This window comes from Acaryochloris marina MBIC11017, from assembly GCF_000018105.1.
GTDB lineage: Bacteria > Cyanobacteriota > Cyanobacteriia > Thermosynechococcales > Thermosynechococcaceae > Acaryochloris > Acaryochloris marina.
In genome coordinates, this window is the sequence record NC_009925.1 from 6,249,309 (window position 1) to 6,275,401 (window position 26,093).

Genomic DNA, 26,093 nt, shown 5'->3' on the forward strand with positions numbered 1-26,093 from the left:
CAACGATTCATGTAAAAACTGATCATAGGGCTGAAAGCTATATCTGATAGCTATTTCAGGCGACGATTTTAGGGTTTTGGCAAAATACGAAGTCTATTTCGGTACTGATACCCCATTCTTAAACTCTCTTTCCAACTGACCAACATAGATTTTAACCACCGACTACACCAATATGGGCTCAGCCTCTTGTTCCTTTTGAGCAATCGGAATTTCGAAATTGATCGGTGGTGGATTGCGCTGTTGATCTAAGAAGAACAGCCCGAACCGATTGAGATGGTCCATCCAATAAGGGCTCAGTAATGCCAGAACTTCTGCATCATACGTGCGGCCATTTTGGGCTTCCTCATTGAGGATACGACTCATCTCTGAAACGTTGTAGAAAATGAGGCAGTTGGCCACCAGGTGATTGTATTTGATGCGCTTTCGAAGTTCAGCCCGGTTGTTGCTAGAGAGGACTTGGTTTTCACCGCCAAAAGCGATCCACTTAATAAAGCGATTAAATGCCTCGCACTTGTTGGTTTCAGCATGGATCGTTTCCTGCATTTGAGGATCGTTGATGTACTGCAGTAAAAAGATAGTTCTCAAGACGCCCCCAAGTTCATGAAAGGCTTGAAATAGCTTATTCTTACGGCTATTGGTTCCCAACTTTCTCAACAGGGTAGAGGCTTGAACTTTCCCGTCCTTAATGGACAACGCCACCCGCAACATGTCCGGCAGGTGCGTCTCAATCAGATCCCAGTCCGTCACTTCGGTGAACAAGCTGTCCAAATGCTTGTAGCGGGTGCCCCGAGACGGTCGATAGAACGCTAAGTTCTGCCAACCTCGAATGCGGGGCATTAGCGTAATGCCCAATAAAAATGCCAAGGCAAATACCGTACAGCTTTGGGATTGAGTATCGCCATGAATCGTGTCCGGTTGGATCTCGGAAGTATTCTTGAGCAATCCATCGAGGATGTAAACGGCTTCCCAAACACCACAGGGAATAAAGTGACTGAACAGAGCAATGTAGGTATCGGAGATGTGGTAGTAGCCAATGCCGCCATACCCGCCATAGTGGATGTGATATTCCGCCAATAGATTCTGCTCATACATATCCCACTTGGTACCATCCACAGAAGCCTGTTTGCCGGACCCCCAAACCTTGGGAAGCGAAAAGCGATTGTAGGAATCGATAATCCCAGTAATGGCCTGTTGTATTTTCTCTTCACTGATATGGCGATGATGAATCCACCAGATTTGGCGACGGTCACTCCCTGGAACTGACCGTGCCAGCTGGTTGGGGCCAATGTTGCAGCCATAGCAAAATGTCGTGGTGATATAGCGTTCGACCGGATCTATGATCTTGGTATCAAAGCCAGATAGGGGCCCGAAGCACTGGGTCCAGTTGAGCCATTTCTCGGTGTCACACAGCACATCCAGAATAGAGACGGGTTTGATCTTCCGTTCAATGAGTGCCTTCACTTCCGCCAATCCTTCAGGTAATTGACGTTGGCGTTTGTGGATCACCAGGCGGTCTTTTTTGAAACTCAAGTGAGCATTGGTGGGAAAGGCCTGATCTGCCGTCTTAGCCGCCGTTCGCAACCGCTGCTTCATCTCTTGAACAAAGGCCTTACCCTCCGTTGGCAGATTGATCATCTTGCCATACTCTTCAGCTGAGTCCTGGTATTCTTCCCAAGAAATCAACTGGCTGTAATAGTCCCCAAATTCATTACTGCCAGGAATATACAAATCCCCCGACTGCAGTTCCAGACTGATATGAGAGAACACGCACAACTCAAAGTAAAGGCGATGAATTTTAGTGGGCGTAGTCTGTTGCGGGTCAGTGATCAATGACCGCCACTTGTTAGGCACCCAACTGAGATCCAGCAACGGGACAACCGCTTCATCAGGGGTGCCCTGATTGACGATCTGGGTCATCGGCACCCATTTACTGCGTTTGGACCGATGGGCTTTGATAAATTCAATCGCGTTGATTAAAGACTGGTCCTGGGTGCTAGAGCACAAGGGAAGTTGCTCTAGGAGTCGGAAGAATACGGCTCGATGGCTACGATAGAAACGAGTCAAAAAAGAGAAGTAGTTGTTGCCCACGTAGGCTAAGTGCTCTTGGCAATCGTCAATGAGCGGTTGTGGATCATCCCCAATCACAATTTTCATCGACTTGAAGCGTGTGGTGATCCGGCCTTCAGAGTCATAGGCCAATAGAACATGCAAGAAGATATCGATGAGTTCATCCGTGCGAGCTTGCGTCCTGCGACGATAGTCACTCAGGGCTTCTGCCCCCTTGTGATGGAGCTGGCGGTCCCGTTTGATAAACATCTCCGCGAGATCATCCAGGGTGTTGGCATATTGAGTCGATAGCAAGGCCAGGGCTAAGGTATAGCGTTTAGCATCGCTCATTTCTTTCATGCGAGCGGCATCTAAAGACTGGGCCTCTGCGGCGAGGGCCTTGAGCTTGACGGCGGGAATATCCAGCAAACCGGAATTTGGGATCTGCAGATCAGCCAACCATTCCAATCGCTCAATCCACTCTTGCAGCCGCGAGAGCAAGGGTTTACCAGGGTCTTCCTTCAAGCGGTTCCACAACGATTTCTCTGCTAGAGAAGTCGACACAAATAACCGATTCAGCTTCACCCGCTCCGCCCGCTTTAAGGTCTGACTGACTTGTTCATACAGCTGAGTAGATACGGCTTGTCTGACCTGACGGGCTGCGCGATCTAGGGCAATAAAAGCGGGTAATTCCAATCGATGGCGGACCAATTCTTCAATGGCCACATTGATGAGGTCAGCGAGTTCATGTTTCGTCACTGCGGCCTTTTCCATGGACTCCTCAATGACCGCTTTGGCTTGAGGGCCATACTTGGTGATTTGTAGATACCCCCGAATAATATTCAGGTGCCGGTAACGCGTGGGGGAGCAATCATAAGTCGTCAGATCCAATTGGAAACCGTGCAGGCCAACTATAGTGGCGATGTGACGCACAGCAGCAGCGGGCACATCACTGGTCTTGATGGCATAGCCCAAGCGCTGATAGGTTTTGAGCATCACCAAAAACCCCAATTGAGTTTGAGGACTACGGGTGAGGTGCTGCGCTAGCGCCATTTCCTCTTTAGTGGGAGTGTAGATAGCTGAAAGGTCTTGATCTGAAGGATTCCGTTTCAAACGTGGATAGGCGGTTTCATGTACACTGGCCACGACCTCAAACTCCTTGGATCTGCTGCTGGGTTTGATAGGGGGTTCCGCAATAGGGGCAAAAACGATGCTTGAGGGAGGTAATGGGTTCTTGGCAGCTGATACAGCGATCTTGTAGTCGAGTGCCGCAAGCAAAACAGTGTTTAGATCTGATGTCCATCCACAGCGGCTCTGGAGCACTGCCTATGCGCCAACACTGGGGGCAGAATTTCAAAGTTTGCGTGGCTTGGATGGCTCGACCTCGGCTGATGGAATCCAAGTAATCAGGTGGAATTTGTAAGGCACAAGCTAAGCCCTGACGAGTTTTATGATTGAGGGACAACGTTTTGCCGCGCTCCAGCTTACTCAAGCTTTGGGCATGAATATTGGCCTTGAGAGCGACTTCCTTCTGGGTGAGACCGAGTCTGACTCGCAGACGGCGAAGATACTCAGCCAAGGATTCATCGGCAAGGGGGAGGGAATCGGATTCTAAAGGTTGCATGGATTTATCACTGGATATTTCTTCCCCAGAGGTATAGTGCATGAGGCGAAGTGAGTCTTTAGATTTAAGCAAAGCTCCAGATGAATCAGCCTTTAGCCACCGTGGCAACCCAGTTTTTAGATCGCCCCCATCTGGCTACGAGCACAGCCCGCTCCTATGAACTGACCTTGATGCCGTTACTGAAGCGATATGGCAGCTGGTCAGTGGAATTATTAGATGCTGACATCCTGTCTGAGTATCTCAATAGCCTGACGCACCTGTCTTACACGACTCACCATCGGCATCAAGCCACCCTCAAGGACTTACTCAACTTTGCTGTGCGCCAACGGTATATTCGCAGCAATCCCATTGCCCAGTTAGAGCATCGTTCACCGGATAAAGCCAAGGGAGAGCATCTAAGTGATCAGCCCATTCGGTTCTTGAAACCCGAGCAATTGACCACCCTATATCAAGCTATTTATAACGATGCACGTTTGTATGCACTGGTGAAGCTATTGCATCACAGTGGGGCCCGCATCTCAGAAATCTTGGCTTTGGATTTAGCAGAAGTCGATCTGGGGCAACGGCAATTTCAGGTCGTGGGTAAAGGCAACAAAACCCGTTGGTGCTTTTACAGTGAAAATGCAGCTGCAGCCTTGCAGACCTATATTCAGCACTATCGCTATACGCCTTCGCCAGCATTGTTCACGGCTAGAAAGACCCCTACGAGTCAAGTGACCCGTCTGAGTTACAGAACAGCCCATCATCACTGGCATCAATCGATTCAAGGCTATCCACAAATCCAAGGGATAAGGTTGCACGATCTGCGTCATACTTTTGCGACAGAGCGAGTGGGACTAATGGGGTTGGAGGAACTCAGAGCGTTAATGGGGCACCAGCATATCCAGACCACCCTCCGATATCAGACCGTCACATCTGAACAAGCAAAAGGGGCAGCGCAAAGAGCATTTCAACATTTAGAAAATGCAGTTCAATAATGATGTTCTCAAGAAGATGACGTGGGTAGGTTAGAATTGACCATCTTACCGAACACATTGGAGATCTCTCAGAGTATTGAAACTACTCTGCAATCAAACAGTGAGTTTAAAAACGGGTCCAAAACAACGATATGAACTTCTACCTCACCTCAAAACACAAAATCACCGACTGAAATGGCTATCAGATATAGCTTTCAGCCCTATGATCAGTTTTTGTACGAATCGTTGTCATACCCCTTCGGATTGCTAACCCTGGAAGCGACGGGTCTAGAACAGCGAAAAACTAATAAGGCCAAATGCTCTCCCCTAAAAGAGGCTGTATTCAAAGTGCTTAAGCAGGTAGCAGGCCAAGACATTTTGATGATCGTTGCCCTAAACGAACTGATGGATCAACTCACGGTCACTCGCATCAATAGCTGGGAGACCTTCTTTAAGCAACTTGCCATTAAGCGAACTGAACTGGAATCTCTGGCCGATACCGTGTATGAACTCTCGGGGGTTTCTCCTGGGGCGGTTGAAGACCTCGACGCTGTGATTGTGCCCCTCTACAACGAAGCAAAAGGCCAAGACATCAAAGCGATTAACTGGGAACGTCGCTCTTGGTGGGACTGGGCACACAACCATTTGCTTGAGCAGGTTAGCAAAGCAGCTTAACCCTCTCCCCCTGTCTGTACCTGGGTCAGCCCTGTGGCGATCCCCCCCAGCAATCGGGGCTGGCCTTTCCTCACCACTTTTGGAGAAAACCATGCAAGCCCATCACCTTAATTTGCCAGAATTTCTACTCAACCCGCCTACGGTTAACCTCGCCTATTCTCCGGTGGCAGTCATGACGGTAGCAACGGCAAAAAACCTGATGCAATCCCAGGAGTTATTGCTCAGTGGTGCCCAGAAACTGTTTAATCCAGCGGTCTGGCCCCAGCTAGAACCAGAGATTGAGCGCATTCCCTTTGACCGACAAAAAGCCCAGTGCTTCCGTGATTGTGTCGCCTATCTGATGGCCGAGGCGACGACGCTGAGATCGGAACGGCGGCATGTCGATGCCCTCAAACATATGGAGACGGCACTGATGCTAGAGGCACTGATCCATGGCGGCTATGTCGATGTGCCATCCATTTCAGAACAGTAAAAGGCATCGCCAAGCTCAGGACAAGTCAAACGATGCCTTTTATTGAACGAACCATTCAACGAGGTTATTCAAAATGAATCATACAACTCTTCCCCGACTAGTTATCGACAGCATTGCTCTGCCTTCCTACGAACTCCATGCCAGACCGACTGGTGAGAACGACCGCAAGCTCAATGTCTTTTTCGGCAGTCGGTTGATCGGGTATGTCTACATCAACTTTATCCAGGGTCAATCCAATTACGTCGGCACCACGCTCAGACATCAGTCCTTCGGCCCTTATTCTCGCAGGATGGAAGCCGCTGAGGCTGTCTTAGAAGCGTTCAATGCAGGACTCACGGATGAGCAACGGCTGAGGGTCGCTCTTGCTCATGAGATGGCCGAGAACATGACCGTCATTGCTTGCTAATCCCCAACAGCTAGAGATTTGGAGTATTCATCATGCCCACTATCCACATTGCCAATCTGAGAAAGTCCCGGCAGCTTCAACCCGGTGTTCGATGTGATCGGGGGACTCCTTTAGGCAATCCTTTCCATATGTTCGCTGAATCAGAGCGAGATCGCTGCATTGCGGCTTTCCGAGTCTTCTTGTATGAGGTTGCCATTCTGGGAAATGAACCTAGCCAAGACTTGATTCGCAGGATTGCTGAGCAGCACAAGATTATGCCCAGCGGTAGTTATAAACCATTCGGTCGAGGTGCAATGATGGCAGCGCTGGAGGCGCTGGGCCAGAAGTCTGAAGTAACGTTGCTGGGCTGGTGTCATCCCAAACCCTGTCACTGTGATGTGATCAAGGCTTTCCTTGATTGGAAGTGCCCAACCCCCCAGCAGCAAACATTGGAGGTTCTGTGATGCCGATGATTCGGGCACGATACCCCGATAACTGGGATGAGATTGCGTTGCAGGTCAAGGATGCGGCTGACTGGTGCTGTACTGAGTGCGGTAAACCCTGTCGAAAGCCGGGGGTTGAGTGGCTACACTTCTCTTTCTGGCTGATGATTACCCACCCTGAATGGTTCCCGATCACTTCAGAGAGGGAGGAACAGAAGCCTCAGCGATTCACTCTCACAGTGGCGCACCTTGACCAAGATCCGCAGAATAATCACCCAGACAATCTCAAGGCCCTGTGTGCGCCGTGCCATTTGAAATTTGATGCGCCATTCCGAAAAGCCAATGCTTTCACCAAGCGGGAGTGGTTTGGACAGATGAAGTTGGAGGATTTGACCAATGAAACGTAAAAGGGCATATTGAATTGCTGAAATACCTGAGCTTAAGAATCAAACTTCATCCAGCCAAGACATAGCTTTTTCATACAATTCCCCCAAACTAGCAAGCCAATACCCATCCACTCGACTTTTTTACCGTCAATAAAACCACCATCTCTAAGGTTAATACCGGCATTCCAATCAATCGCTAACTCTTCACGCATTTCATCAGTGACCATTTCATGATCAATGAATTCTTGAGCCATACAATCACACATTTCTGTGGCCATCGAATCACTCATGAATTTTAATGAGTGATTCATACAGGATTGGAATAACTTCGACTTCATTGACTGATCGGCAGAAGATGGCGGTTCATTCATTCAATTCATCCTTATGAATGCAACAAGGATTTAGAGCCCAAAACCTAACTGTACCTGTCGTTCCTTTCTAGCACCTCCTGGAAAGGTTCTGGTTGATCTGATTTTTCTGGACAATATCTTTGATACCCAAAGCGATCGCAATGTTGTCCCACCTCCGGTTCCCCTTCTTGATCCACCCTGAGCTTCCCTGCTAAGTCCCCAATCAGCTCCTGACCCCGCTAGCGATGCGGTGAAGTGACTTCAAACGTGATTTTTGGGCCATATCACAAATAAATCAGACTCAATCTTCGAAGGTCCTGGTAATTAGCTCTAAAACCTAAGATCACCCTCTAAATCACCGATTATCACGCCTAGCTTGTGATCCAGCTTAGAGAAAATCTTTGACAGAGCCGATAGTTTACTTACAGAGAGAAAAACAAATCCAAAACAAGCAATCTAATTCATTAGAAAGTTTGAAATGATTCTCTCTTATCAGTACCGATCAACGTTCATTTTCTTATCAATTGCAGGATAATCCATCATGCTAAAGCCAATCAAAGTAACGCTGCTAGGCATTATGGCAGCAACGACAGCAACAATTGCCATCCCCCAAGCAAACGCTTACTCTTCTTTGGTTGGGCAACAGTCTGAAGCCATAGAGCAGAATGATAGTTCACTCGTTGCCTCTCATCGCCGTTTCCGCAGAGGTCGTAGAGTTCGACGAATTCGCTGGCGCAGAAAGTGGGTTTGCTATCGACGCCCCCATGTGTTCTATCGTCATGGACGTAAAATCGTGAAGTTCAAGCGTCATTGCTTCTGGAAAAAGTATCGCCATTCTGGCCATCATTTCTAAGTAGATACGGACTGAATTTACACCTTAGCTACGATTAACCCGTACTCCTCCCATATAGCGATCTGTGGACTGATCTAAAGGACTAACCCTGAAAGGGCAGTTCATCGATTTTGGAGTGAAGATTTTGGATCGCTAGATTGAAGAAACAGGTGGCGGCTATGAACAGAACCAATCAGGACTTTAAAGAATTTCTATGGTCCTTCATTTGAGTATTCGTTGCTATCCCCCAGTAAGATGAGCGCTCATCGGGTGATACCACTGCTCCAATCCCGTCTCATCCCCCACTACAGGATCAAAGAATGCACGAATGACTGAAATTATCGTGTATTTGTGCCAGGGGAAACAGCATGTTTGCCACTCTAAATCGGACCGAGCTTGCCGAGGTGGCCGCAATATCCAACTGTAAGTCTTTGCGACATTGGACTTTAATGATCCTACAAATGAGGTGGTATGAGCCTTGGCTTTCAGTTGTGTTGAGCATTTGAGCTATTCCCCATCACCACTGATGATTCATTACGGAAAGTTGGTGGAGTCATCGTCACACAACCATCAACAGTTTGAAGAGAATATCCATATTTCAAAAACCCACCAGAACTCAATCTTGAGTACGGCATACCCTGTATGGGACTTCGAGCAGTGGTAAAACCTTTATTGCTTTGAATTTTTTTACTGAACTTTCCACTGAATAAATCTGAACTTTTCAGGATTTTATCTACCAAGAATATTGGCGATATTGAGGGCATCAAAGTTAAAGGAAGCAAGCTAAACCATTATATCTACTGGGTTACTGAGTTTACATCTTAGTTGTTGCCTCCTGGCAAACAACTCTTACCACCAAGCTTAGCCCTGACTTCAGTACTCAGTACTTACTCATCCAGATAACATTTCTGGTTTTCAAATGGCAGATGAGAAATGGTCTGCAAGCTTGTCATGCCTAATTTTTGATTTTTCACTCACATGTTGACTCAAATACTAAACTCCGATGCTATTAGAAACATCTTCTTCAGCTCAAGAAATCATTGTCATCAATCTAGGCTTTGCATTTTGTGGTGGAGCAATAAAATACATTGATGATGCTTTTGATTCTAGTGATCATGGAAAAATTTTAGCGATGATTTTTGCTCCAATTACAGGAGTTATATGTTATTTGCTCATAGCAACTGATATTGCAGCAGCGACAATTCTATTAGCTATTATGCTAGGAGTCGCCCTCAAAGGGAAAATCGATACAGTAGGTCATTTACTAGCATTAGCCATTGTTCTTTTACTTTTATATGTAAATCCTCCTGAAATCATGTTACTTCCCTGGCTAGTTTTAGGTCTCGCGGGTTTCGCTGATGAAATAGGGAACGATTTTGTTGACTCTCGGCCTAATCTCTTAAAAAGAGCTTCTTTTTGGAGTGGAACGAAATTCACCTACTTTTTTCTTGAATACCGTTGCTTCATGAAGGTGATGATGATAATTCTCTTCTTTATGAATATATTAAGCTGGCACTATTTAGTCGCTTTCCTGTTCTTTGATCTTGCATATCATCTTACGGGTACTTGGTCAGAACACTGGATAGCCTAAGCCAATATTTACTTGGAACATATTTTGTTCCAGTAAAACTCTAAGTTATGCAATGAGAAGTAAGGACATCTAGAATACCTATTTCTCTAAATGTCCTTTAAAAAAACCGAAGCAACGTGATATTGCATAAAAGACAATGACAACTATCAAAAAATTAGTTAATACATGAATAAAGACAACTGCAATAGCGAGCTATAAGTCATGCTCAACCATGAAACCTAAAGATAGAAATTTGGATTATAAATCTACTTTTTATATCACCAATCACATCATGCTTTATGTCTAGAAATATAACGATTGAAGAGCAAGGTATAAGGTTAAGCATATTGGGCAACCTCTTCATGGCAGCCCTTGGCCTTTGTTTTGCTAGCTTATCCCACTCAGAAATGATTCTTCTAGATGGAGTATTTTCTTTAATTAATCTAGTTATTGCTTATCTATCTCTCAAGATATTAAGACGATCCAAACAGTCAAACGATTACTATAATTCTATTCCCTCAATTTATTTTGAACCATTGATAAACTTAGTAAAAGGCGTCATCTTAACTATTGTCTGCCTCTTAGCTTTTGGGTCTTCAGTAATTATTATCCTAAACGGTGGTCATGCTATATCTACAGGAAAAGCCATTTGGTATGCACTATTGGCAACATTAGTCTGTATGACTATTGCGCTCAAGCAAAGAAAAAGAGCAAAAGCATGTAATTCTTCACTCATTGAAGTAGATGCCAAAAGTTGGTTCATCGATGGTTTATTGAGCGGAGTTGTAGTCTTAGTTTTTACAATTGTGTTTTTCTTGCAAAATACAACATTAGCAATATTCTTACCCTACGCTGATCCTATTCTAGTTATTTTCTTGTGTTTAATAGTAGCTCCTATTCCTGTGGAGATTGTAAAGGAGAACTGGCCTAAATTAGTAGGGGAAAAATATGATGTCCAGCTTGAATATAAAATCATTGATATTATAGACAAACATATTCCAAAGACAACAATACAAGACTACTATGTTAGTCATGGATACTTAGGTGATAAGCTTTACGTGCAATGTCATCTTTTAGTAATTGAAGAAATAAGTCAGAAGTTAAGTTTAGCCGAGCAGGATAAAATTCGTGCTTTTCTTTATCAGAAGCTAAGAGATGACTTTCCTAGCCTAGCCATTGATATAAATTTCATATGTGATCCAATATGGGTTGAAAGAAGGATATTGCATGTGAGTAAAGCTTGACTGATCCAAATATCTTTATAATGAAGTTCTCTAGTATCTCATTGGATAAGTCAAGATATCTCGACCATGAAGCCGGCACACGATGTCCTGGTATCCACTGAATATGTTTCATCAGAACCCAGCGTTATGCAACCGTGTCAGCAATAAGCATCTGAAACTGTTCGTACTGAAACTTATAAATTCAAAAAAATCACAATCCCAAAGCCAACTGCACTTGCGTAACCTCCTTAGCCTCTTGCGGTAGGGGTTCTGGTCTAGTATTTTTCGCGGGGCAATATTTCTGATACCCGCAGCGATCGCAATGCTGTCCCGTCACGGGTTTCCATTCCTGATCGCATCTGAGCTTCATCGCCATATCTTCAATCAGAGATTGGGCTTGCTGGTGATGGTCAGGTGTGACCTCATAGGTCAGTTTCTCGTTAGAACGCAAGTAGATGAGACTCAGGCGTTTGAGCGCTTTCTTGTAGATCTGTTCCAGAATCAGATAGTAAAAACCCAATTGGATATCCACTGATGGAGGAGGATTAACGGATTTGCTTGTCTTGTAATCAATCAGTTCCAGACCATCATCGATATAATCCAAGCGATCATACCGACCAGACAGGGTAAATTCGATATTACGGACTTGGAGATTTGCCCTGACCTTTGTCTCAATCCCCAGCGGTTTGCGGATTTGGGGGAGTGAGGAAATATACCGCTCATAATAAAGCTGTAGTGCTACCCACCCCTCATGGACCTGAGTTGGGGTCAATTCACTCGTATGCTGCTGCCAACAAACGGCAAACCAATCGAGGGAAGGAAGAGGGTAAGCGTAGTTCCAATCCTTGTAGACATTGGCTAACGCTGCATGGAGAGCATTGCCAAGCTTGGTGGAGCCGAATATGGTTGGTGAAGGTAATTTATGCTCATACCTAAATTGATAGGATTTTGGGCACTGTCCGTAGGTTTTGAGCTTGGTGGCTGACAGGGAATAGGACATGGGCGTGTGTTAGCGCATGAACCTATGGTAGATCAGATGTATTAAGTCTCAATCATCGATTCAGTTTTATCGTCTCTTCCTCAGCGGCAATATACTGATCTGCTGCCGCTGAAAAGCCATAAAGTAACGGTGACTAAACTTGCCAAAACTCTTTAGGGATTTCCGATCTTGGCTCTCCCTGAACTGTCTTGCTAGCATGGTTCACTGAACACCATTTATTCATCCTTTCCACGCCTAATGTCAGAGCAAGATAAATACGCCCCAGCCCCCACTCGAAATACGGAGGAGATTCAGAAGAACTACAACAGCGATGCCAAGGCAATGCGGGCTAAAGCTGCTAGGGCCAGGATTGCTGCTCGACAGAAAGCGGAACGAGATGCACGGCAGAGAGCGGCGATTGAGAAGATTCCGCTAGAGCATCGATACGTGCCTGATCAGGCTAGTTAGTATATAGGACTTTCTTTATCAATACTGAGGTAGATCTGCTTTGTGCTAATGTTTACAGCCATTCTGAATGTTCTGGTGTAGAGAGGGTACCGAAAAGTTCAACTTATCTGAATCCTGGCCAAAGCCTTTAGGTTCGTAGTTTAGAACCCATTCTCAACATCAATTACAGTTGTAATTTTAAATTTTGCTCTACGTTCATCAAACTGTGGAATCTGTTTCTATCCAATCGGGTAAATATTCAGAGTTCAGATTGTCATAAGTTGATAAGGTCTCATGATCATGAATAGATGGGAGCTGAAGGAAAGGAAGCTTTCCAGAAGCTGGCATAGTATTTTTTGCAGATACCAAAGGCAAAGCCTTTTTCTTCGGGGGTAAAGGCTCTGCGACTTCGTCAGCAGCTTTGTTTAATCGCTCCTGTCCATATCTCTGGGAAGATAGCTTCGATGGGTAGGCAGCATCTACAGTTTTTTTAGCCAAAGTTCGCTGGGGTAGAATCACATTTTGAAATACGAATTCAACCGTTTCAAATTTGAGCCAGCCCCGAGACACCAAGATTTCTCCAAATCGCATTTCCGTAGAATCTTGATCCGATAAGACAACTTCTACTTGAGCCAAGGACAATAAGCCTGCATCAACTAGGTAACTACCAATGCGTTTAATGCCAGGATAGCGGGATGCATCTGTCCGACGATGTACTGTTTGTTTTTGTCTCAAACGGTTTTGGCGTTTTTTTGACTGAGTTTTATTAAAGTGCTTTTTCGGTTTGGAGGGTGTGGTGAGAGAGGGTTTTTCTGTACTTTTCAGCCAACTCAACATATTCAATGGGTTTAATCGCATCCAATGGCCCGAAATTTGAATCGTGATGATACCTCGCTCACAGACCAAGTTTTGGATAGGATATAAAACACCTCGATAGAGGATAAGTAAACTCATTAAAGAGCGCTGTTTATTCTCTTTTTCATACCTCCACCAGGCTTGTAATAAGTCTAGGGAATTAGTAAAGTGAACACTATAGTTTTTAGGAATATCAATAGGTTCATATTCATAAAAACCTGAAATGTTTGACTGGCGGATGGGCAAACATTTTTGCTTGGCCATAGATTCATGCAACTGTGACCAAAAGCTAGACTTATAACGAATTGAGCTAAAGCGTCGTTTACCAGATAATTTAGCTGTAGCAATTAATCCTTCAGATTTAGCTAATAGTTGCAAAGTATCTCCAATTGGCTCAAACCTAAGCTCAGCATTGCTCTCAAATGCTGAGTAGCCTGAAAGATAACTTGATACAAATACTTTTAAAAGTTCGGCATTGTTCATAAGGGTAGAGTATGAACTTTAGTTGAGATAATAGAAGCCATTCCATCATACGATTGTTCTCAAACAGGTTGAGTGATCTATATCAATGACTGTTATAGATTTTATCTCTCATGAAATATATTAGGGAAACCACTCAATAAAATTCTCAGATTTCAAACTAAATAGCAGAGCGCTTAAGATCATGGAATAGCTTGATAAAAATGAGAAATAATTAATTTAACCCCAGCAACACCCCTATAATCTCTCCCTGAAGATTCTTCCAATTATTGTCGTATTTAAGCACCGTTTTAGATTCATTAAAACACCAGCCATGCAATCACCCTCTCCACCTATCGGTGACCTCAAGATAACCCTACAATGCGGCCAGCGTCCTGTGCCTTGAGATTCGCTGAACATGCTTCGTCGGCACTCAAGCGTTATGCATCCGCACCAAAGCTGTGCATCTGAAGCTATGGGTACTAAACCTTTCCGGCTCTCTGGGAATTAGCGTGTAGCAGTCCTACATTTAGTGTGTTTCCTTTTTCATCCCTATGGAATGATCTGAGGTAGTACTTCAGAGCAATGGCGTAATGGATAACTCAATTCGCATCCCGCTCAACCTTCCTGATATTCGAGTTCTAGAGCTATCGAAGACTGAGAGAGGGGATTGGCTCATCAAGATTGAGAGTACGCTTCAAGGAACAACCTGTCATCAATGCGGACGTGAGATTACTGACCTCCATTGTCATGATCAGCCTTTTCGGATTCGTCACCTGCCATTATTTGAAGTCCCCGTTTACTTAGAAATTCGGCCCAAGCGTTATCGATGCAAGTATTGCGATGACCATCCCACAACAACTCAACATTTAGAATGGCACGAACCTCGCAGTCCCAATACAAAAGCATATGAGCGTTGGCTTCTGCGAATCTTGATCAATTCAACGGTCTCAGATGTTGCCAGAAAACTAGGCGTTAGTGAGGATATCGTCAGTGGAATCATTGATCGTTGGATTGCCGCTCAAGTTGACTGGAGCGAATATGCAGACCTCAAAGTTATGGGGATGGATGAGATTTCTCTCAAACGAGGCCATCGTGATTTTGTGGTTTTGATCACGATTCCTACGACGGATGGGGTGGATATATTGGCAGTTCTAGCCGACCGTAAACAGCAGACAGTGGCAAATTTCCTTCAATCGATTCCCATTGATTTACGCCAAACCATTGAGCGCGTCTGTACGGACATGTACCAAGGATTTGTCAGTGCAGTCCGAGAACAATTGCCGCAAGCCAAAATTGTCATTGACCGCTTTCATGTGACCAAAGCCTATCGTAATTGTGCTGATACGGTTCGTAAACGTGAGGTCAAACGTCTACGACGAGAGCTCTCTAAGCAAGAGTATGACAGCATCAAAGGCGCGATGTGGCCTTTTAGAAAACGACCAGAGAATCTGAAAGAGTCAGAGCAACAACTCCTTGAGCGATTGTTTGCTTATTCTCCACAACTGAAACAGGCGTACAACCTCCGAGAGAAACTCACGCAGATATTTGAGGGCAGGTACACCAAGCACGGAGCTAAATGTGCCATCCGTGCTTGGTGTAAACAAGTACTCAAGAGTGACATCAAGGAATTCGATTGTTTTCTGACCACTATCAATAATTGGATGGACGAGATGACCAACTATTTCCTGGAGGGGTGGACCAGTGGTTTTGTGGAAGGATTTAATAACCGAGTCAAAGTCTTAAAAAGACGATGCTACGGTATTTTCGATATTGAAAGACTCTTCCAAAGGATTTCTCTTGACCTCAATGGGTATCAGACATTCGCTGTGACCTAAACACTATATCTAGCGGCTACCACGCTAATTCCCGGAGAGCCACCTTTCCAGTCCCACACGAGCAAAAGTATGCCTAAAGATTCGGTCTGCTGAACTCACCCGGATATAAGAACGGCCATGCCAACCGGGGGAAATAGGTGCGAGTTGGGTCAGGTGAATAAGCCACTAAATAGTCATACAGCTAGGGATGCATCGGCACTTCTCGCGTATCCCAATTGCCCTTCGTTTGATGCCAGCGAAACAACACCGAGGGTTTGGGTTTACTGGCGTTGACCACATCACTGGTGAGTAATGTACAGGCTTCACCGATCCTGAATCCGGTATAGAGGCAGACACCGAGCAAGGCTGATAATCTCACTTAAATTCAAGATCAAAGCACTCTTGAACATGGGAATAATGGCGAAAGAGTTTCACAAAATATCTACATCGCGCTGCTATATAAACCCCGTTTCATATTGACCATAAATCGTCCACTGATGTTGATCTCAGTACGATGTTTTCAGTTCGAAATTACTTGAGAAAACCTTTATTATTATTTGCCTAAGAAAGTAAATAATTAGGCTACTCATAACTAAGGAAAATCATCTTTCATTTAGTAACTTTAAACCAAGATGTAAACCATGAAGTCCTCTAACATTGAGAGTATAAAATCCTCCCATTGCTGGAAAATAATTGTTGTTGATGATAAGGAACAAGTTCATGCCGTTACTCGTCTGGCACTCCAAAATTTTCAATATAAGCACAAATCTCTAGAGCTTATTTCAGCCTATTCTAGTAGTGAAGGGCAACAACTATTAGAGCAAAATCCAGATACAGCCGTGCTGTTGCTGGATATAGTCATGGAAAGAGAAGAGGCTGGTTTAGATCTAGTTAAATATACTCGTGAGAAACTGCATAATCGGTTTATTCGTATAATTCTACGGACAGGTCAACCATGGATTGCTCCCGAACAGTCCATTATTGAAGAATATGACATCAATGGGTATATTTTAAAGACTGAATTAACCCAGCACAAACTCTTTTGTTTTCTATTAACAGCAATTCGAAACTATCACAACTTACTGACTGTAGAAGAGGCTCGTCAGCATATATCTGCCCAAAACAAAGCACTAGAGAACTCTAATCTCATTTTGGAAAAGAAGGTGCAAGAGTATACCCAGATATTACAAAAACAAACTTTAGCACTTGTCGAAAATAATAAAAAGCTCGAATTAGAAGTTCAGGCTAAGCTCCATGCTCAACAAAATCTAGAAATAATCAATGAAAAGCTTTTTGAGGCGAATAAGAAGCTCTCCCTACTTGCCAACCAAGATGCATTGACAGGTTTGGCTAATCGTCGTTATTTCGATGTGTATTTGCAACAAGTTTGGGAATCTGCTCAAGAAAACAAGCATCCATTGAGTATATTGATTTGTGATATTGATTTTTTTAAGGGTTATAACGATAGTTATGGACATCCAGAGGGTGATCATTGCCTTCAAAGGGTCTCCCAAATCATTCACCGAGTTGCTGGGAAATCCGAGGGCTTCGCTGCACGCTTTGGTGGTGAAGAGTTTGCTATGGTTCTACCCAATACCAACCTCATAGATAGTCAAACAATAGCTGGTAAGTTAAGGTCAGAGATTCACAACGCTCGTCTCCCTCATCGAGCTTCAACAGTTAGTGAGTATGTAACAGTGAGTATTGGTGTGACCTCAATACAATTTCAGTCAGATGGATCAATAAATGACTTGATCCATCGGGCAGATCAGGCCCTCTATGGAGCTAAAAAACTAGGACGCAACCAGTTCGTTACCCTTCACTAGAATCTAGAAGGTAACCCAATTGAAAAGTTACTAACTGAATCTCCTTGTTTAACATTCCTACTCCCACCACCTCTCCCTAAAGGTCTTTCTGATTATCTTCAGGCAATCCCTCCGCTAACTGGTCATAGACAGTAAAAACTTGAGTGACAATGAAGCATAAAAACTATGGCATGCCCTGAATCCCTGGAGCTGGGAGTTCCAGCAGTTCAACCTCAGAGATATGTTGGCTTCGCTGCTGTTTGTTGCCTTCACGAAGCCAGACAACAGCAGAACTGGTACAACCTTGCCGCGCTGATATGATCTCATCTACCTACCCTTAATTGTTCAGCCACATGGAATCCTAAGAGATAAGCGGTCATTTGCGGACTGACACGAGGTAGGGGTACCGAGGATAAATCTGCAACATGTACATTATGGGTTCCGGATACTTTGCCAGTATCTTCTGGGTTGTCTAGGCCCTTGTCGAGTACTGATCCGTAGAGACATCCTCCAGCTAAATGCTGCTCGGTTAGTAGAAATTTTCGACTATAGGTTTCGACATAATTATCGACTTGACCTTTGGTATAGGGAATCCGAGTTAGACATCGGAGCAGACATTTCACAAACCAGTGAGGCTGATAACCAAGTTCATTCAAAAAGTCTATATGGTCCTTGATTACAGTTTTGGCAACTTCTTTATCCTGATTAAAATTAGTGTTCGGATCTGGGGCGAAGAAATCTAGAGTAATTCGTGAACTATCTTTGACGTAATATCCTGCTGAACGGGGTTTGAACTTCAGAATAGCAGTGACAAGCTCCAACTCTTGCTGGCTCGGTTTGCCTGTGAGGCCATTCCACACAATCCTCACTCTATTGATGAAAAAGGCGACAATCTGGATCAAAATTCGTACTGCATTCTTGGTAAAGGTGAAGAGCTTCGGATATTTAATTACCTTTCGTTTGAGACAATTTGGTAAAAGTAGAGCCAGAAATAGATGAGAGACCAGAAAAATAAGGCGATCAAAATCACCAGCAAAGAAGTCAAAGGTGCAAACAGTCGCTTCAGAATCTGGATCGTCTCTCCATAAAGTCGTCGCAAACACAGGAACATAGTTATCCTTAGGAGTGGTGACAATCCCTTCTTTAGGTATGTAGAGTCCCAATGGTAAAAGGATATGGTCGCTTACATGATGACCAATTTCGCCCTGACCCGTTTTTTCTCTGTAGGGTTGTAATAGGCGAGGGGTTGCCGCTCCAGCACAAAGAATGACTTTACAAGTCTCCTTTAGGGAAATACATTCAGAGGTTTCATCAACAAGATTTTTAACATGGACTGCGCTACACCTTAACTCGCCCGAATCAGTCGCCTCAAAATCCAGGTGTTGAACGCGACACTGGGTTCTTAGAACGATCCGGTCATCAAACCAATTAACGATGGAAACACCACTATGGGTGCGCTGACCAAATGGGTTGAAGAGAGAGGGAAAAAGGTGGAGGAGCTTCTCATCTTGTTCTGGGTGATTCGGAATATTTTCAAATTCGTCATTACTTTCCCGAAATCCAGCTTTTGTAGCTATCTTCAGCACATGTTGGGTTATCGGAGAGAGATCTTCTCTTGGGTCATCTCGGTTAAATTTGTAATTCAACTTTTGTTTTAGATCCTGCCAATATCCAACAGGTTGACCCACATGAGCTGACAACCATTCGGACGATTCATGTATCATCGTGTAGTTAATCGACCCACCACCACCCATCGTGCAGGCTCTTCCAGAAATAATCGGTATGCCATTGGGGGTTTGAGTATTATGCAGCTTAAAGATTTTACCTTCAGAAAAGGATTTAAGCCAATTTAGCTGATGGGCAATATCACTACTGTAGAAAAAATCCTCTCCTTCTTCCAAAACCAGAACTTTACCTTTAGCTTGGGAGTCCAAATAACGGCTGAGAAACCCACAGGCCCCATTACCAGAACCAACCACAATATATTCGAACTCCATCCTTGCCTCCCTAGGCTATAGCTATGTTTCAATAACAGCGCGAAATCAATATCGATATTGCGGTTAAAGTTTTGCTATTTAAAATCTATTTTAAGCCGCATAAAATAAAATAAGTGAGCTAAAAGGGGAGCGTTAAGAATTTAAAGTTACCCATCGATTCTCTCCAAAATTATGGCCAAAAATTTATAATCAGAATTATCACAAATCTACTACAGAATATTTATACTCACCTTCCTTGACCTCTATATGTGGTCACTAAATTTTTCTTCTGAGTTTTTTTAGAAACTCTAAAGTTGTTTCTGCTGTAGCTTCTTTTATAGCGCTGAAATCGCAGGGAGCCAGATGACCACCTGATAAAACAGAAAAAACAGCAGGTCGGATATTGTCTTTTAGCCAAAGGATCGTATCTCTAGCAATATTGTCTGCTTTATAAGAGACAATACCCTCTAAGTTAAACAAATTACTATTGTGAATAAGACAATGAGTCTCTTCCACATTAGGTTTTACATCCAGTCCAATCCTTTTTATCAAATCAGCGAGAAATCTAATTGGTACAGCACTTTCAATTCCTGTAATTGCAGGAGCTAATAGAACAGAAGGCTGGTTTTTAATAGAAATATCAGCTAAATCTGTCTTACCTAAACTAGATTGGATCTGCTTAAGCTGATTTTCACCTACACATTTTCCAAGTGACTTGCTAAAACCTCTGGTTTCAAGATCTGCTAGCAACTCTAGTAAAGCAATATACTTACAGCCAACACTATGGCCGACCCAAAAGTAATTTGCTTTTCTGGATTTAGGATCCTCATTATATATTGAGAAATCATATCCTAGTTTTTCAGCTCTTTTCTTGATAGCAGCTACCACCCGAATACGCTTCTTCACTAACTTAATAGCAACTTTCCAATGGTTTGAAGTAAATTGATAGGGAGTCGCTATTACAGTATATCCAGAATCGAAAAGTTGTCTTAGCAAATGACGATAGAATATGCTAGGGAAGCTTCCAAAAAAGATGCCTCCAATAACCTGAACAACACCAATTGGGTTAGGATGGATGCTCACCCATGAGAATCCAATTGGTCTTAACTTAAATTTTGCATCCATTTTGTTCTCCAATTTTTATAACTTTTATTGGATTAAATATATATAGTCTGCAACTATTACACAGTTACCAATTATTGATCTGTTGAAGTACAATGCATCGCATAGTGGATTTACTGTTTAATATTTACTTTGATCTTTTACTAGAATTACACCTGGCTGCATACATTTAATATGATAATGAAGACGTACTAAATCCTCTTCTAGGATATAGAATTTATCTATAAATAATATTTTGATGCTTTGAAGGTAGATGGTCTATATGTAAACTAATCAGGTTGGTTATATACAAATTACGACAAAGGAAATATATCTTAAATATTTCAGATTTCTAATGAAAATTAGCTTTAGATAAAAAGATTTTTTACTGCGGCATAAATTTACTAGACCTCTTGCATAATTCAGCTACTGATATGGTAGAAGACTAAAAATTCAAGTCAAATCGCGGCATGAATTGAGCGCACAACACATCATGAAGTGAATATTGCAAGAGGTCTACTGAAACTACAACCTACCCCACTGAAATTCCCCCAACCGCTTCGAATTCAGCTTCATATATGTCACTGTATGCTGAATATTTAGATGCCCCAACCAATCTTGAAGCAACATTGTATCCAACCCCTGATTCGACAGGTGATAACCACAGCTACGGCGCAACTGGGGATTAAGTGTCATTCCCAGTTGCGCCAACTCCCCACAGCGATTGATCAGACTTGTCAACGCATAGCACTTAATCTGATCCCTCCTCCGACAAATCTGACAGCACCCCCGTCACCCCTTCCAGAAGAACCTTCCGGTTATCGTCGTACCACATCACCATTTCTGGCTTCACTTGGCGTGGGAGCTGCTTCACTGCCCGGACATACCCCACCTACCTGAGGAATCCACCACCGCAGTATTTAAACCTCGTCGATGCGTGGCGTTAAAAGTTTTATTTTCGATTCTTAAGATATGACCTTTTCGATTTTATTTTTTTATTCTCAAAGGTAAACACATCGCAGCCATCCACCTTAATTTTTGTACCATCTTTTGTTGTACCGACAATTGTCCACTCTGAGCAGCCATAGTTATCTTGTGAGAAATGGATTGCGTTTTCAAATCTTACATTTGGAATATCTGTCCATACTTCAATGAATCGTGCCCTCACAGCATCATGACCTTCATAACTGGTGCCAAATCTCTCGGGTCCACCTCCAGGTTCGAAAACACAATCTTCTGTCATGAACTTCATGATTTTATCGATATCATGCTCGTTCCAGGCATCACTGTACTCTTGTAGTTCTTTCGAATTCATCACTCTTTAGAAGTACTCATAACATCCACAATCACTGGGCTAAAAAGAGTGATTGTCCATTTAAAATACTCCTAACTTGGCGGCTCTAATTAATAAGGGTGATTAAGATTAGAGGAAGTCGTGTAAATTGGAACTTCCAGCTTATCAAACACTTTTTCTGATCCAGAGAGGACACCCCACCCCCCCAACCTGTCTTAAACGGTCTTGTTGTATGGGGCGAATATACATGCTCTTTGTTTCAAAAGACCTCCTAACGAGGTCAAAGTATTGGAAGTTCGTGGATTTGATCTAAATTAGGCAGTAAGATCGAGCTTATTGAGAATTTATCCACCCGAGCTATTGAGCCGATAGCCCATCCCTCTGACCGTCTCAATGTATTGACTACCGAACTTTCGCCGTAAATGTCGTATGTAGACCTCGATGATATTGGAGCCTGGATCGTAGTCGTAACCCCAAACTCGATTTAGAAGCTGCTCTTTACTCATCACCTGCATCGGATGCCGCAGAAGCACTTCCGCCAAAATAAATTCTTTCGCCGACAACTCCACCACGCGATTACCCACCCAAGCTTGCCGTGTCAATAAATCTAGCGATAGATTGCCGACCTGTAAGTGTGTCTCGGAAGGAGGTTGTGCCCCAATGCGACGATCGCGCAGTTGCACCTTTATACGGGCCAATAACTCTTCAAAGCGAAAGGGCTTGGTCATATAGTCATTCGCGCCTCTTTCCAGAGCCTGAACGGTGTCATCTACACCATCCCTAGCAGTAAGGACGATGATAGGCAGCAATTCACCTTGCCCCCGAATCTCCCGCAATACAGTGAGGCCATCCTTTCTAGGCAAACCTAAATCTAAGATAAGCAGGTCAAACTGATCACTACAGGCCAAATTGGCAGCCTGGCCACCGTCTTCTGCCACCAGAGCTGTGAATCCATGGGCCTTGAGACCAGCCTTCAAAAAGTCAACAATGTGCGGGTTATCTTCCGCAATCAGAATGCGATTCATGCTGAGTGTTTCTCGACTGATGGACTACGGGATCTAACGGTAAGATCAGTGTGAAGGTCGCACCTTGACCCAGCTCACTCCACAATTCAATTCGTCCACCATGAGCTTGAACAATTTTGCTCACAATTGCTAGCCCCAATCCGGCCCCTTCAAACGGACGATTATTGGTGGTGGCTTGGGCGAACCGCTCGAAAATACGAGTTTGGTCAGCTAGGGCAATACCTTCTCCTGTGTCGCGGACCCAAAATCGCAATGAATCGCCATCAACAGCAGAGCCCAAGGCAATCACATCTCCAGGTTGAGTATGCCGTAAGGCATTTTGCACTAAATTCATCACGGCTTGAGAAAACCGCTGCTGATCGATGGTGGCTGGATATAGCCCCTTAGCCTCTAGCCGCCAGTCTCGGTCTGAGGTGAGCGATCTCGCCTTGAGATACAACTCCTCGGTTAGCCAGTCCAAATCTTCGGGTTTCATAATCAGAAAATCAGGACACTCCGCCTTCGTCAGCAGCAACAGATCATTAACCAGCCGATTCATCTGCTGGAGCTCGTTGGTAATTAGCGAGATGGTTTCTGGTTGTTTTTCGGGACGGTAAGCTAGAGTTTCGAGCTGTCCTTGAATCACTGTTATGGGTGTTCGTAGTTCGTGGCTCACATCTTTCAGAAACTCTTGCTGTCCATCAAAGGCACTTTGCAATCGATCCAGCATAGCGTTGAATGTTGCCACAACCTCAGTGATTTCATCGGACCCCTGAATCGGAATCCGCTGACTCATATCAGATTCAGTAATTTGCCGGGCTGTTTGATTCATCAATCGCAGTGGCCGCAGCAGTCGTCCCGCTGAGACCCAGGCCACAACAAAGAAAACCCCTAGCACTGCGACGGAAACCTTGAGCACTAACCAAATTGCACTTGTTCCCGACTGGTAGGCGATGGTTTTGTCTTCTATCGCCACAAAAATACCCTTTACCTGTTGACCGATGACTAGCGGCTCAGCAGCATAAATAACATTTCGATTCGTTCCTTCCAGACGCTGACGCTGAGGTATTTTCAAGTTGGCCCAGGTCTTCATGAGGTCAGAGTTGCGGGCTAACCAGTTTGGTAAAGGGCCACTAGCACGATAAAACTGACCGTTCACAAAAGTGAGGACCTCTTCATCCTTAGATGGGACATGACTGGTCACCACCTGATCAAACAGCTCATTGACCTCTTGGTCCGTTGGCTGTCGAGTGGTAAGAGGCTCAGCAAACTGCTTAAATCGTGCCACTTCTTCTGTCACAGCCGCTTCTGCCTGCTCATACAGACGATCGCAGTAAATCTGCCGCGTTACCCAAACAGCCATCCCCGTTGTAGAGACGGCTAACAAAAAGTACCAGGCTAAGAGGCGAGTGCGAAAGTTACGAAAGGACATCAGCCACTCAGTTACTGGTTTCATCGTACCGATTCCTTAGGGTATGGGGAAGGCAACACTTTATTGGATTGACGGTCTAGACTCATTGGCCCTGATCCATATGTCACCACCATCAACAGGCCACCAATAATAGAAAGATTTTTCAGGAACTGGATCGTCTGCGTTGGGTCCACGATGGGATTATGAAATACGAGGGTCGCTGGTACGAGAAACACCAGCAAGAGTCCTGTACCTATCTGAGCTCTGTAACCCAGAATCAAGGAGAGACTGCCTAAGAATAAGAAAGCAATGGTAAACACGGTCACAAGCGGTGCTAAAGGCAGTCCTGCCCCAGCAATTTGCTGCTGGGTTCCCGAAAAATTAGAAATCTTGCCAATGCCGCTGTGCAGGAAAATAATCGAGATCGCAGTGCGAGCCAAGAGAGGAACATATTTTTGAAAAGCCATGAGATTTCTCCTAATTACTTGGGGTTATCGAATTGATGAATTGGAAATTCAGCATTCAGCTGGAAATTGGAGTTTTGTGTTTAGAAAGTTGAATTCGGTCTTTTGCGCTATTGCTCGACAGAATGATACGAATGGCACGATCACCTCGGATATAGCCCTGCAGCCAGTTCAACAGAACCATCAATCGATTCCGAAACCCTGGTAGGTACACGAGGTGCACACTAAGCCACAACAGCCAGGGCAAAAAGCCTGTGAGCAAGAAGGGGCCAATTTTGCCCACACCAGCGTATACACCAATAATCGCCAACCGTCCTTTATTGAAATAGCTAAACGGTTTGGGAGATTTACCGCGAAGCTGTCGTCGTAGGTTATGTGCAACGGCAACCCCCTGTTGCAAGGCTTCTGGTGCGACCCCTGCAAGCGGCTTACCGTGTTGTTGGGTGTAAGCTAAGTCCCCGATCGCATACACGTTGTCATGGTCAATCAGCTGTAGTGTTGGCCGCACCTTTAGCTTGTGTTTGCGAGCGGTGGTTAGTGGGGCTGTTACATCTGGTAAGGCGGCTTCCAGTCCGGCAGCCCATACGACTGTTCCTGTAGGTAGTGTTGAGCCGTCTGAAAACTCTACCGCCTGCTCTGTGACTCGCCTTACCCGTGTCTTAAAATACACGTTAATGCCAAGCTGTCGCAGCTTTCTGGTGGTGTAGTGACCCAAACGATTGGGCAAGTTAACCAACAGATTGTCCCCTGACTGAACCAAAACAATCCGCATCTGTGACCAGTTGAGGGTGGGATAGTCGTGCCGAAGCGAACGCTTTAACTCCACCAACGTGCCCGCCATCTCAACACCAGTTGGACCACCACCAACAATGACGAAGGTCAGCAATTGCTGCCGCTGCACTGGGTCATGCTCCTGCACCACTTGTTCAAACCGTTGGAGGATGTGGTTTCGCAATGCAATAGCATGATCCAATGTTTGTAGTGGAAAGGCGAAGTCTTCAGCACCCGGTACGCCGAGAAACTGGGTCTGACTGCCTGTGGCCATTACCAGATAATCGTATGAAATTACCGCTTTGTCTGTTTCAACCACCTGATGCTCAAAATCTATGCGCTGTACTTCAGCCATCAGAAAGCGAGTGCGTGGAGCACGGCGTAGCACCGTGCGAAGCGGATAGGCAATGCTCTCTGGCTCAAGTTGGGCAGCCGCCACCTGATATAGCAGTGGCACAAATGTGTTGTAGTTGTGGCGATCGATCAGGCAAACCTCTGCCCCGCTATGAGCCAAGGATTGGGCTGCTTGCATACCACCAAACCCAGCACCAACAACAACAATTCTTTGGGGATTGTGAACAGGTTGCATAATTTGGATGCATTAATGGGGTTGATATTTTTGAGCATCGCAATCCCCAGGATTAGTTTCCTGAATCTAACCTGAAAATTTTTTCAGGTTCTGATGGGGTAGCCATGATTCTCCGGCTCAGTTGCAGAAATCGGGTTGGTTCAATTCAGGGTAACAATT

At 44.5% G+C, this 26,093-nt stretch carries 27 protein-coding genes; 12 read left to right on the forward strand and 15 right to left on the reverse strand.

The genetic code is table 11. From position 1 onward, the window contains the following. Positions 1–162: 162 nt before the first annotated feature. Together AM1_RS27875 and AM1_RS27880 are read right to left on the reverse strand one after the other, a co-directional pair. Positions 163–3,192 carry a Tn3 family transposase gene (locus AM1_RS27875; RefSeq protein ID WP_012166301.1) on the reverse strand — a complete coding sequence of 1,010 codons (3,030 nt, stop codon included), beginning with the start codon at positions 3,190–3,192 and terminating at the stop codon, positions 163–165. 4 nt (positions 3,193–3,196) lie between these two features. Then, positions 3,197–3,670: a double zinc ribbon domain-containing protein gene (locus AM1_RS27880; protein WP_012166302.1), complete on the reverse strand. Its 474-nt coding sequence runs from the start codon at positions 3,668–3,670 to the stop codon at positions 3,197–3,199. An 80-nt stretch (positions 3,671–3,750) separates the two neighbouring features. On the opposite strand from AM1_RS27880, the gene AM1_RS27885 reads away from it, so the two are divergent. The 6 genes from AM1_RS27885 (at position 3,751) to AM1_RS27910 (ending at position 7,008) form a co-directional block, all read left to right on the forward strand. After that, a complete protein-coding gene (locus AM1_RS27885; protein WP_012166303.1) occupies positions 3,751–4,647 on the forward strand; it encodes a tyrosine-type recombinase/integrase in 897 nt (298 codons plus the stop codon). A gap of 174 nt (positions 4,648–4,821) precedes the next feature. Further along, the gene (locus AM1_RS40055) at positions 4,822–5,301 is read left to right on the forward strand and encodes a hypothetical protein (RefSeq protein WP_041660657.1); all 480 of its coding nucleotides are present in this window, start codon (positions 4,822–4,824) and stop codon (positions 5,299–5,301) included. Between the two features lie 91 nt (positions 5,302–5,392). Continuing rightward, positions 5,393–5,773, forward strand: a complete 381-nt coding sequence (locus tag AM1_RS27895) for a hypothetical protein (protein ID WP_012166305.1) — start codon at positions 5,393–5,395, stop codon at positions 5,771–5,773. Positions 5,774–5,846: 73 nt separating this feature from the next. After that, positions 5,847–6,179, forward strand: coding sequence for a hypothetical protein (locus AM1_RS27900; protein ID WP_012167083.1), 333 nt, complete (start codon positions 5,847–5,849; stop codon positions 6,177–6,179). A 32-nt stretch (positions 6,180–6,211) separates the two neighbouring features. Further along, positions 6,212–6,622: a DUF4326 domain-containing protein gene (locus AM1_RS27905; protein ID WP_012166308.1), complete on the forward strand. Its 411-nt coding sequence runs from the start codon at positions 6,212–6,214 to the stop codon at positions 6,620–6,622. After that, positions 6,622–7,008, forward strand: a complete 387-nt coding sequence (locus AM1_RS27910; RefSeq protein WP_012166309.1) for a hypothetical protein — start codon at positions 6,622–6,624, stop codon at positions 7,006–7,008. Before AM1_RS27905 ends, AM1_RS27910 begins: the two co-directional genes overlap by 1 nt. 32 nt (positions 7,009–7,040) lie before the next feature. On the opposite strand, the gene AM1_RS27915 is transcribed toward AM1_RS27910, so the two are convergent. Next, complete coding sequence (locus AM1_RS27915) at positions 7,041–7,358, reverse strand: hypothetical protein (protein ID WP_041660658.1); 318 nt, start codon at positions 7,356–7,358, stop codon at positions 7,041–7,043. Positions 7,359–7,878: 520 nt separating this feature from the next. Here AM1_RS27915 and AM1_RS41340 point away from each other — a divergent pair. The 3 genes from AM1_RS41340 to AM1_RS27925 all read left to right on the forward strand — a co-directional run bounded on the left by AM1_RS41340 (position 7,879) and on the right by AM1_RS27925 (position 10,983). Further along, complete coding sequence (locus tag AM1_RS41340) at positions 7,879–8,190, forward strand: hypothetical protein (RefSeq protein ID WP_012166311.1); 312 nt, start codon at positions 7,879–7,881, stop codon at positions 8,188–8,190. 982 nt (positions 8,191–9,172) lie between these two features. Then, positions 9,173–9,760 carry a hypothetical protein gene (locus AM1_RS37850; protein ID WP_012166313.1) on the forward strand — a complete coding sequence of 196 codons (588 nt, stop codon included), beginning with the start codon at positions 9,173–9,175 and terminating at the stop codon, positions 9,758–9,760. A 278-nt stretch (positions 9,761–10,038) separates the two neighbouring features. Continuing rightward, positions 10,039–10,983, forward strand: coding sequence for a cation diffusion facilitator family transporter (locus tag AM1_RS27925; RefSeq protein ID WP_012166314.1), 945 nt, complete (start codon positions 10,039–10,041; stop codon positions 10,981–10,983). Between the two features lie 190 nt (positions 10,984–11,173). Here AM1_RS27925 and AM1_RS27930 read toward each other — a convergent pair whose 3' ends face one another. Continuing rightward, positions 11,174–11,962 carry a RecB family exonuclease gene (locus AM1_RS27930; protein ID WP_012166315.1) on the reverse strand — a complete coding sequence of 263 codons (789 nt, stop codon included), beginning with the start codon at positions 11,960–11,962 and terminating at the stop codon, positions 11,174–11,176. Positions 11,963–12,199: 237 nt separating this feature from the next. Here AM1_RS27930 and AM1_RS27935 point away from each other — a divergent pair, with 237 nt between their 5' ends. Next, positions 12,200–12,409, forward strand: coding sequence for a hypothetical protein (locus AM1_RS27935; protein WP_012166316.1), 210 nt, complete (start codon positions 12,200–12,202; stop codon positions 12,407–12,409). Between the two features lie 198 nt (positions 12,410–12,607). Here the strand turns inward: AM1_RS27935 and AM1_RS27940 are convergent, their stop codons facing one another. After that, positions 12,608–13,726, reverse strand: a complete 1,119-nt coding sequence (locus AM1_RS27940) for a hypothetical protein (RefSeq protein WP_041660659.1) — start codon at positions 13,724–13,726, stop codon at positions 12,608–12,610. A 569-nt stretch (positions 13,727–14,295) separates the two neighbouring features. Here AM1_RS27940 and AM1_RS27945 point away from each other — a divergent pair. After that, positions 14,296–15,540 (forward strand): ISL3-like element ISAcma10 family transposase, encoded by a 1,245-nt coding sequence (locus AM1_RS27945; protein WP_012160803.1) that lies wholly within the window; start codon positions 14,296–14,298, stop codon positions 15,538–15,540. Between the two features lie 181 nt (positions 15,541–15,721). Here the strand turns inward: AM1_RS27945 and AM1_RS41345 are convergent, their stop codons facing one another. Next, positions 15,722–15,898 (reverse strand): site-specific integrase, encoded by a 177-nt coding sequence (locus AM1_RS41345; protein ID WP_187152964.1) that lies wholly within the window; start codon positions 15,896–15,898, stop codon positions 15,722–15,724. Positions 15,899–16,160: 262 nt separating this feature from the next. On the opposite strand from AM1_RS41345, the gene AM1_RS27955 reads away from it, so the two are divergent. Continuing rightward, positions 16,161–17,345: a GGDEF domain-containing response regulator gene (locus AM1_RS27955; RefSeq protein WP_012166319.1), complete on the forward strand. Its 1,185-nt coding sequence runs from the start codon at positions 16,161–16,163 to the stop codon at positions 17,343–17,345. Positions 17,346–17,647: 302 nt separating this feature from the next. Here the strand turns inward: AM1_RS27955 and AM1_RS27960 are convergent, their stop codons facing one another. From AM1_RS27960 to AM1_RS27995, 9 genes are all read right to left on the reverse strand, one after another. Beyond that, positions 17,648–19,321: a GMC oxidoreductase gene (locus AM1_RS27960; RefSeq protein WP_012166320.1), complete on the reverse strand. Its 1,674-nt coding sequence runs from the start codon at positions 19,319–19,321 to the stop codon at positions 17,648–17,650. 255 nt (positions 19,322–19,576) lie between these two features. After that, positions 19,577–20,425: a DUF1350 family protein gene (locus tag AM1_RS27965; RefSeq protein ID WP_012166321.1), complete on the reverse strand. Its 849-nt coding sequence runs from the start codon at positions 20,423–20,425 to the stop codon at positions 19,577–19,579. A gap of 501 nt (positions 20,426–20,926) precedes the next feature. Further along, positions 20,927–21,142: a tyrosine-type recombinase/integrase gene (locus AM1_RS38940; RefSeq protein ID WP_012166322.1), complete on the reverse strand. Its 216-nt coding sequence runs from the start codon at positions 21,140–21,142 to the stop codon at positions 20,927–20,929. A 10-nt stretch (positions 21,143–21,152) separates the two neighbouring features. Next, positions 21,153–21,275 carry a hypothetical protein gene (locus tag AM1_RS44040; RefSeq protein ID WP_261891521.1) on the reverse strand — a complete coding sequence of 41 codons (123 nt, stop codon included), beginning with the start codon at positions 21,273–21,275 and terminating at the stop codon, positions 21,153–21,155. A gap of 78 nt (positions 21,276–21,353) precedes the next feature. Next, positions 21,354–21,716: a nuclear transport factor 2 family protein gene (locus tag AM1_RS27975; RefSeq protein WP_041660661.1), complete on the reverse strand. Its 363-nt coding sequence runs from the start codon at positions 21,714–21,716 to the stop codon at positions 21,354–21,356. Between the two features lie 323 nt (positions 21,717–22,039). Then, the gene (locus tag AM1_RS27980) at positions 22,040–22,720 is read right to left on the reverse strand and encodes a response regulator transcription factor (RefSeq protein WP_012166325.1); all 681 of its coding nucleotides are present in this window, start codon (positions 22,718–22,720) and stop codon (positions 22,040–22,042) included. Further along, entirely contained in the window at positions 22,692–24,155 is a 1,464-nt protein-coding gene (locus AM1_RS27985; RefSeq protein WP_012166326.1) for a sensor histidine kinase, read from the reverse strand. Before AM1_RS27985 ends, AM1_RS27980 begins: the two co-directional genes overlap by 29 nt. Then, a complete protein-coding gene (locus tag AM1_RS27990; RefSeq protein ID WP_012166327.1) occupies positions 24,152–24,577 on the reverse strand; it encodes a DoxX family protein in 426 nt (141 codons plus the stop codon). Before AM1_RS27990 ends, AM1_RS27985 begins: the two co-directional genes overlap by 4 nt. Before the next feature lie 55 nt (positions 24,578–24,632). Further along, a complete protein-coding gene (locus AM1_RS27995; protein ID WP_012166328.1) occupies positions 24,633–25,934 on the reverse strand; it encodes an NAD(P)/FAD-dependent oxidoreductase in 1,302 nt (433 codons plus the stop codon). Positions 25,935–26,093 lie beyond the last annotated feature (159 nt).